The 8,255-nt window shown below is 62.0% G+C and carries 10 protein-coding genes and 1 pseudogene; 2 read left to right on the top strand and 9 right to left on the bottom strand.

What is annotated here, in order from left to right; genetic code table 11:
- From Q1M07_RS09260 to Q1M07_RS09295, 8 genes are all read right to left on the bottom strand, one after another.
- Nucleotides 1-702 (bottom strand): hypothetical protein (locus Q1M07_RS09260; protein ID WP_288129452.1); only part of this gene is annotated, 702 nt, incomplete at its 3' end.
- Between the two features lie 426 nt (nt 703-1,128).
- Complete coding sequence (locus Q1M07_RS09265; RefSeq protein WP_288129454.1) at nt 1,129-1,491, bottom strand: VRR-NUC domain-containing protein; 363 nt, start codon at nt 1,489-1,491, stop codon at nt 1,129-1,131.
- 151 nt (nt 1,492-1,642) lie between these two features.
- Complete coding sequence (locus tag Q1M07_RS09270; RefSeq protein ID WP_300453257.1) at nt 1,643-2,920, bottom strand: AAA family ATPase; 1,278 nt, start codon at nt 2,918-2,920, stop codon at nt 1,643-1,645.
- Between the two features lie 36 nt (nt 2,921-2,956).
- Nucleotides 2,957-3,616 (bottom strand): PriCT-2 domain-containing protein, encoded by a 660-nt coding sequence (locus tag Q1M07_RS09275; RefSeq protein WP_300453258.1) that lies wholly within the window; start codon nt 3,614-3,616, stop codon nt 2,957-2,959.
- Nucleotides 3,617-3,746: 130 nt separating this feature from the next.
- On the bottom strand, nt 3,747-4,079 hold the full coding sequence (locus Q1M07_RS09280) for a hypothetical protein (protein ID WP_288129457.1): 333 nt from the start codon (nt 4,077-4,079) through the stop codon (nt 3,747-3,749).
- Nucleotides 4,076-4,291 carry a hypothetical protein gene (locus Q1M07_RS09285; RefSeq protein WP_288129459.1) on the bottom strand — a complete coding sequence of 72 codons (216 nt, stop codon included), beginning with the start codon at nt 4,289-4,291 and terminating at the stop codon, nt 4,076-4,078. Before Q1M07_RS09285 ends, Q1M07_RS09280 begins: the two co-directional genes overlap by 4 nt.
- A gap of 158 nt (nt 4,292-4,449) precedes the next feature.
- Complete coding sequence (locus Q1M07_RS09290) at nt 4,450-5,196, bottom strand: hypothetical protein (protein WP_288129461.1); 747 nt, start codon at nt 5,194-5,196, stop codon at nt 4,450-4,452.
- 101 nt (nt 5,197-5,297) lie between these two features.
- Nucleotides 5,298-6,638 carry an integrase family protein gene (locus Q1M07_RS09295; RefSeq protein WP_288129463.1) on the bottom strand — a complete coding sequence of 447 codons (1,341 nt, stop codon included), beginning with the start codon at nt 6,636-6,638 and terminating at the stop codon, nt 5,298-5,300.
- Nucleotides 6,639-7,166: 528 nt separating this feature from the next.
- Between Q1M07_RS09295 and Q1M07_RS09300 the strand changes: the two are divergent.
- Both Q1M07_RS09300 and Q1M07_RS09305 read left to right on the top strand, forming a co-directional pair.
- Nucleotides 7,167-7,360: pseudogene (locus tag Q1M07_RS09300) on the top strand (transposase); the annotation flags it as partial.
- A 127-nt stretch (nt 7,361-7,487) separates the two neighbouring features.
- Entirely contained in the window at nt 7,488-7,934 is a 447-nt protein-coding gene (locus Q1M07_RS09305) for a LacI family transcriptional regulator (protein WP_288129465.1), read from the top strand.
- Nucleotides 7,935-8,067: 133 nt separating this feature from the next.
- On the opposite strand, the gene Q1M07_RS09310 is transcribed toward Q1M07_RS09305, so the two are convergent.
- Nucleotides 8,068-8,255: DUF2789 family protein (locus Q1M07_RS09310; protein WP_300453262.1), on the bottom strand; the 188-nt coding region annotated here is incomplete at its 5' end.

Below are 8,255 nucleotides of genomic sequence, written 5' to 3' on the forward strand. Positions count from 1 at the left end.
AGGGTTCCCCAGCGCCTCCCATCCACCATAGGCCACTTCATCCGGCGTCAGTTCTTTTTCCTTGCCGAGATTCCTCATGATGGCGGTCAACAAGAGGATAAAGCCTATTGCGTAGCAAGACGCTATAGCGCCAGCCATGTCGCCTTTGGCCCCCGATGTGATGGCATATCCCAACAGCGCTGGCAGCGTAAGAACAAGAATGGGTGTCAAGAAGGCAGACAGGAAGAACAGAAGCGCGCGCAGAGCAGCCCATACGGGCGGGATACCAAAGCCACTTAAGGACGGCAATCGACAGAGTAGGTTAGCCATCTGGTGTTGCCTCACAGCCTGCAAGCCTAGCCTCAAGAATTCCGGTTCGTGACTACACGGGCCGCAAAGCATTGCTGCGGCAGAAGCTAGCACCTCATCGGCCGCAGCTTCACCGGCAATCGGCGAACCGTGGGCGACTCCTCTCCCCGGCAGCACAACGAGAACACACCGCCGAAGACAGCCCAGTTGGTACGCCAGCCTCTCAACTTCCTCCGATCCCTCGCCATAATCGAGGTCTCGTCGGTGTCCGCTGTCATCGTAGTGGCTCGACTGAATTAGCCACTCCTTGGTGCCTATGCGGAACACTGGCCAGAAGTCTCGAATGAACGCCCTGCCAGCTGCCAGATTAGCCTCGTAGCTCTGCGCAAGAGACTCAACTGCGGTGTTGTCCATGCTGGCCCCCTATGTTTTCCATATCCTAGCACCTAGCTTTCGTCGTCGCGTTCGCGCGACCGCTCTCTGGTGCCGGCAGGTGGGCACAATCGCCCCAGAACGAACGATCAGCCACTCGCCAATACCATCCCCCACCGCGCCACAGAATCGCCCCCTACGCGTCGCCAGGAAGCCTTGCCGGGGGCATTGCGCACCGCAGCGTTCGCACTTTTCGCGCCATGTTGGACTGATACCCTCGCAACGGCAGGCATAGCATAGCGTGGCAGGTTTCCTGCTTGTGGTTGCTCTCGGGATTGTGCGGTGCAGGTTTCCCGCCGTTTTTAAAACGCTGACCGGTCCGTATCCGTCCGTAACTTTCGGACAGGCGCCGCTGTTTTCCGACCTTTTAAAAACGGCGCCAGCGGGTCCGGACGCCCTATTCGAGCCCTATTTTATGGCCTGGTCGGCGGACAACTCGCGCAACACGTCGCGGCAGTCACGCGCCAGGAAGGCCACGCCACCAAACCGGCGCACTAGAGACAGAAATTCGGCTTGCTCTGCCTGTAGCCGGCCATCCCTCAGTTGCCCGAGAAGGTCCGAACATCCCGGCCAGCCGAACCGCACGAACCGGCCACCCATGCGCGCGACTCCGGAATTCTGGCGACGAACCCAGGCCACCGCCGGGTGATGCCGTAGCGCTTGGAGCACTTCGGCGAGCGCGCCAGCCTCGGGGCGGTCGTTGCGCCGCGGGGCCGGCGGCGACTCCGGCAGATCGTCATCGAACAGCGAATCCTGCTCAGAGCGCTTCATGGCGCTGCTCACGATCTACCCCTTTTCGCACCAGAGAAGGTCGAGCCTCTCCTTTCCCGCGATTCCCGTTTTGTCCCGTTTCGGGAGCCGCGGACTTTCCCGCGATTCCCGCGCCCCCTATAAGGGGGTGGGGATTGCGGGAACGGGAAAATCAGGCAAGCCATAGCCAACCCTCTCGATGCTCAAGCAGCCCTCGATTCACCAGCCCGGTGATTGCCGTCTGCGTGCGCTCCGTCTGACGTTTCGGGTCACACACAAGCCGGCCTCGGGTTTTCTCGATGGCTTCCTCGATCCGCACGCAAGGTCGGGTTGGCGGAGCCCCTGCCCGCCCATAGGCTGACGATGCCTTGAGCACGTCCGGCAGCGCGTCCCAGATGATTCGCTGGTTGCCTGACTTCGGAGGTAATGCCCGGCGCACGGCATCGTCCGCGTTCTGCTCTGGCACCACGATGCAGCTCGTGATCGGCTCGCCGTCGTCCTCGTCCTCGCCGATGGTCACCGCGTCAAGTCGGAACGGGTGCGCCTGTCCGTCTTCGCCGTCTTTGGCTTTGGAGATTTTCCATTCGCGGCGGTCGCCATCGCGGGTGACTTCGATCACGGCGTCAAGAGCGGCATGTAACGACGAGTGCCCGCGCAGACCTTTGGTCGCGTCCTTGCCAGCGTGATGAATCAAGAGCACCACTCCGCCCAGTTCGGCCTGTAACGCCTTCGCTGCGCTGACGGCTCGACCCATGTCCTGCGAGTCGTTCTCGTCCATCCCTGGCGCCGCCCGATTGAGCGTATCCACACAAAGCACGCCGCCACTCCAGCCGGTAGCGCGGACCACTTGCACAAGGTCGGCGCGGTCGGTCGCGTTGCGGATGTCGAGAGGTTGCAGCAGGAAGTGAAAGCCACCGTCTACCGGGCCGTGCTTCGCTTGGTACGCCTGAATCCGCTGTGCAATTCCTGCCTCGCCTTCGAGCGCAACGTACAGCACTGGTGCGGACTTCGTACGGCAGCCGAACCACTCCGCACCGCTCGCCACGGCGGCCAACAGATCGAGCGCCAAGAATGACTTTCCCGAACCGGAAGGGCCATAAAGCGCGGCGATGCCTTCGAGCGGCAACACGCCGCGCACTTGCCACCTTGCCGGCGGGCGCTTGGCCAGGTCCGCAGGCGTCAGCAGTTCGAAGCGCGGCGCGTACTCCTTGGAGCGCGCCAGCAGCGCACGCACCGCGCCGAGACCTTGCCCGACGTGCAAATCGTTCAGGTCGAAGTTACTCGGGCTGCCCGCGGGCATTTCCGCCCAGGCGCCGCGCACATCCTTGGCGATTGATGCGCACTGCTCCGCCTTGCCGGCGTCGGCCACCAGCACCAGACGGGCGGCAGGGTATCGCTCGCGCAGTGCTCGCGCGACTCCTGCCAGGCGTCCGACTCCGAAAGCCACCACCGCGGGCCGGCGCGTCGCCTGATGCGCGCTCCACGCCTAGCCGATGCCCTCCGCGATGTAGGCGATGTCCTCGGGCTTGAGCGGACCACCGATAATCACGCATCCGTCATGCTGCAGATTGCACCGCGGTAAGAACAACTTTTGCCCGTTTTGGGTAATGAACTGAACGCTCGATAACTCGCCGTTCAGCTTCCGGCAGGGCAGCACCAGAGCGCCATCACAAGCAGTGCTTGCAATCGTCAGCGGACCGTGATAGACGCGCATGCCATCCGGCAAACCAAGCTTTTTGATGATGTAAGGATGCGCGGCTGTCGCGTGCTCACAGGCGTCCCACAAGGCGCGCGGGTCATGCGGCGGGGGTTTGCCTGCCTCGGGTTGCTGCGGCCTCTCCTGGCGCGATTGCGGGCGCTTGGTGGGCGTTTCTCCGTCGTCGGTCCAGCCGGCGGCGCGTGCTTCGTGAAACAGCGTCGCAGCGCCGATTCCGCCACGTTTGATGCTCTGCCAGACAGATCGGCAATCGGCCTCGTTTCGGTAGTTGCCGGCTTCTGCGCTCCACTCGTGGAAGGCGTTGAAGTCCAGCCCGGCAGCCTTCGCGGCCATCGCAACCCGCACCCAGGTTTCGCGGTCGGCGCCGGGGTCCAAGCTCCAGAGTGCACCCTTGGCGCGCTCGGTTTCCGTGAAGTCGTAGCGCATCATGTCGCTGCTCCCCGCAGCAGGTCACGAAGCGTCGCCAACAGCAGCGAAATCGCCAGACGCTTCGCACGGCCTGAGAAACCCGGGATGTCTCGAGCGATGTGGTGCGCGCGCTCCCATTCGCTCGGTCGGCTCACAGCGGACCACCGATCAGCCCGGCCAGCATTGGGTCAACGAATCCTTTCTGGCGCGAGCAAAGCCGGAACAACTGTTGCCGAACGCGGACGCCGTCGACGTGCCGCTCGGCAATCGTGCGCCAGGTCGGACGAACGCAAGGCAGGTCGTCGCGGATTCGGGCGATAGCGGACCAGAATAATGGCCGGTCGCACTCCGGGAAATCGAGTGCTCCGATTATTTCGCCGGTCTGCAGGCGCCTCTTGATCGAATCGGTGAGAGAATCGGCGGCTGCGGTATAATCAGCCTTGTCGCGGGCGATCTCGATTGCAGTTTGATCGGCGGTGTTCATTTGTCGGCCTCGCCGGCAATCAGGCGCAAAATCCCGTCAGCCGGCCACCGTAAAAACCGGTTTGGAGCCTTGAGCGGAATCACTCCAAAATACGCGCCAGTCCGGCAGTATGCCGCGCGCAGGCTTTGCGCTTGAATCCCGAGAATCTGCGCCGATTCTCCGGTAGAGAAAAACCGGACATTATCGCCTCGGGGGGATTGGGAGATGTGCATGTCGTTGTTCCTGTTCGAGAATGACAGGCGCAACGATATTCAGCCGGATGGCATGGCGAAAATCAGGCGAAAATCAGGCGAAAATCAGGCGAAAATCAGGCGGAAAAGTGGCGGAAACTCGCCCATTCCGCCTCAACCCGTGGCGGAAAAATGGCGGTTCAGTCGAATTCGCCAGTCAGCAGGTGCATCGAGTCCCGCGAACGGGCCGGCAGATTTTTTGCCAGCACTCGCAAGCAGCGGTCCCATTTCCATCCGTGCGGCCCTTGCGAGCTAATCCACCAGACGGCGGCGCGGTATGGGTTGAACACGCCACGGCCAGTCCTCGCGGCCGAAAGTCCGTTACGGGCGGCGCGCTCGGCGTATTTTCCCCACTGCCCGCTATCAGGAAACAACGCCTCAAGTGTCGTCACTTTTACCGGGTCAAATAGCTCGGCAAAGGCTGCATGGTCGTCGTCGGTGGGCGTCAGGGCGTCGGCTCGTTCGCCATCATCATCAGGCGCTCCAGAATGGGCGGCGTCGGGCTGCTCTCGCGCTTCAACCAAAGCCGGCTGCGCGGCCGTATTCTCCGCGTTCGGCAAAGCACGGGCCAGCGCGAGAAGCTCCGGCGGCAAGCCTTCCCACTCCACTACCGAAACGGCCCATGTGGAGAATTCCGACAGGCGAACCTTGCTCTTGTGAGGGTCTTCGTAGTCGATGATGAAACGGGAAAATTTGCCCCTTGGCACGAGGTTTGCTGCAAGCAACCGTAACCGGCGCGACGCTGTTTCGTTTCCTCTGAAGAAATCCTCGCAAGCGACATCTTCTTGGTCATGCTCATCAGGCTCGGCATCTTGCGATAGGCAAACGGCCTGCCACAGCTCTAACTCTGGCACATGCCGCCAAAACTCCCAATCTGGTTTACTCATGCTACGCATTCCTTCAAATGCTGCCTTCAATGGGGTGCCGCGCCAGCCGGTGAAGGATTCCGGTTTTCGATTGGCCGATCTAGGCGCGGCAGAAACTCAGTTTAACCGATGACACGTAGGCCCGGTTTCGCGCTCTCTGCGGGTTGCTCGATACCAGCTTCGGCCAGAATCCAGCCTTCAATCTTGGTGTGCCACTGGCGCAGCAGATCGAGCGGGCGAACCCGGTAATGCTTCTCTGCTGTCGCCGATGGCTTGTGTCCCATGATCTGCGCAGAGACTCCAGCCGGGCATTCTACCCACTCCGCCAGCGTGCCGAACGAGCGACGCAGTCCATGAATCGTGATCGCTGGCAGGCCGGCGGCGGCCAGCACCTTGTTGTGCATGATGCGCGGCTCCTGAAGCCTTCCAGATGCCGCCGTGACGCTGCTGAATACCCACTCATTGCGGCGCGGCAGGGCGGACAGCAAGGAAGCAACGTAGGGCGTCAGCGGGATGGTGCGCTCGCCTTCCACCTTGTCGCGAATGGTCAGCGACTTCCACTGAAAGTCGACATCCTCCCAGGCTAGCCCGGCCAGTTCTTCCCGGCGTGCGCCCGTTAGCAACAGCCCTTGCAGATAGGCGGCAATGACCGGATTCCCGATCTGGCGCACAGAAGCGAACCACGCCGGCAGTTGCTCCCGCTGTAGGCAGTCGTCCTTGGCGGATTTCTTCGGCAGTTCGTCGCGGGCCACGCGCGTGATACAGGCGTCGGCGCGCAACTGGTCGCGGTACTCGGGGCGGTCGGCGCACCAGTTGAGGAAGGCGCGCAGCAAGGCGGACGCCAAGCGGGCGTAGGTCGGGCGGTGCGTGGCCTCGTCTTTCAGCCAAAGGCGAACACGGTCGGCATCGATCTGTTCCAGAGGAAGGCTCAGCAGCGGCCGCAGGATGCCGGGAAGGGTCTTGTCGCTCTCGCCGGGGCGGCGCCCTTGGGTCCGCAATTCACCACCCTCTGCTACGACGCGCTCATGCTCTAGCAGGTGTCGGTCGCTCCACTTCGGGCGGCGCGCTTCGACGTACATCCGCCACGCTTCGATTGCTGGCATGGCGACGCGTGCGGCCTCAACTCGTGCAGCTTCGGCCTCGGCGACCTTCGCGGCGGCTTCGGCTACGCGGTCGCGCTTCTCCTGCCGCGGGTCTATCCCCTGGTCAATCATCGTTTGCAGTCGGCGGGCCTCGTCGCGTGCCTGGGACAGCGACCACACCGTCGCACTGCCGATGGTCAGGCGGACAGACGCGCCAGACGCAAGGCGGCTTTGCAAAACGTAGTTCTTGGCGCCTCCTGCGGACGCCTTCAGGCCAAGCCCGCTTGTCACTCTGTCCCACAGGAAGGATGCCGGCTTGCCGGCCTCGCAGGTGAATTGCGACACTCTGCCAGCCGTGAAACTCACCTTGTTCGTGCTCATCGTCCGCCTCCCGAAGTGCTTACCGGGAAGTCCAGTAAGCAAATAGTAAGCAAATTATAGCAACTCCCTTCAACGCTGTGCAACGTCAATTTAGCCTAGTAGCTTGTTTTCTTTGTGCTTTTTTACCTGCCGTGCATCCCGTTCAACGTCGAAAAACGCGCACACGTTCAGATTCGCAATCAGAAGGTCGGCGGTTCGATCCCGCCTGTCTCCACCACCATTTCCTAAAGCCCGGACATGTTCCGGGCTTTTTCATGCCCGCGAAAGACTAGTCGTGGCGGGGTTTCGCGGGCGGTGCGAAGTTCGATGATCGCCGGAAGGCACCGATTTCGCGCTGCCGGCCACCCGAATTCATCTCTTTTCTCTGTTTTTTGTCTTGCCCGGTCAAGGAATAACACTCCAAGGTCATTGCACAACTGCCTCCTCGCAATCCCCAGAGGGGGGTCGGAAATTCGGACACGAGGATAAATGGTAGCCTTACTCCCACGAACAGCTGCGTATGTAGCCACCCACACCAGAAGCAAGAGCATGGAAACAAGGACGAGGCGGAACCTTACACCGGCATTCAAAGCGCAAGTGGCGCGCAATGAGCGCTGAAGAGCGACGACACGCTAGCGGACCTAGCGCAACAGCTTCACCCGAATCAGATCACGGACTGGAAGCGGCAACTGAGAGAACGTGCGGTCCAGGTTTTTGGTGACGCCAGCAGCCCCGCATCGTCAGACTCCTGGTCGAGAAGGTAATCGTTTCGCCCACCGATCTGGGAGTGCGCCTGCGCGCCAACGGCATCGAACGGGTAGTGCTGGATCTGCGCCCGGAGTCCGCCAAACGGCGGCAGGAGGCTTTGGCATGAACGGTGTTCGGATCCGCAGGACCGGAGCACCGGATGTGGTCGCCGCCAGCGACGGCAAGCTGACCCTGTCGGTGCCGATTCAGATCAAGCGCCGCAGTGGGAGGAAACTGGTCACTCTGCCAAATGGTGAGACCGCCAACCCGAGGCCTTGGGATGTCACGGCAACGCCGATGCAACTGGCGCTGGCCCGCGGCCACCGCCGGCTGGCGATGCTCGAATCGGGCGAAGCCAAATCCATCACCGAACTCACTGCCCGCGAGAAGATCGACAACAGCTATATGTGCCGGATGCTCAACCTGACCACGCTCGCGCCGGACATCGTGGCGGCGATCCTGGACGAGACCTTGCCTCAGCACGTGACGGTGCATGAGCTTGCGATCAGTCCGCCGGTGTTGTGGGAGGAGCAGCGGGAGCGGATGGGTGCGGTTGGGGAGGAGACCTAACTGGACTGATCTGCAGCATCGTGATCCATGTGGAGTGGTGGCCGGCAACGAGCGCGCTGTCCGTCGGCCAGTCAGGCAGGAACTGCCGCTGTTATCCACAGGCGATTCGCGATTTCCGACGACACTTTACCTGCTAGGACAGGCGAGCGTTGAGCTCGTCGATAACGCCAGCCCAGTCCGCGTCCTCTATTATCTCCTCCTTGAGGAAAGCCCTCTGGGTAGCCGTCCAGAACGGAGCGCGGTAAAGTGCAACGCCGCTGCCGAGGGGGCGGTGTGCAGAGATGAAGTCGTCAATTGCCGTCGGGTCAGCCGGTAATCCGA

Origin of the sequence: Accumulibacter sp., from assembly GCF_029255285.1 — a bacterium.
Lineage (GTDB): Bacteria > Pseudomonadota > Gammaproteobacteria > Burkholderiales > Rhodocyclaceae > Accumulibacter.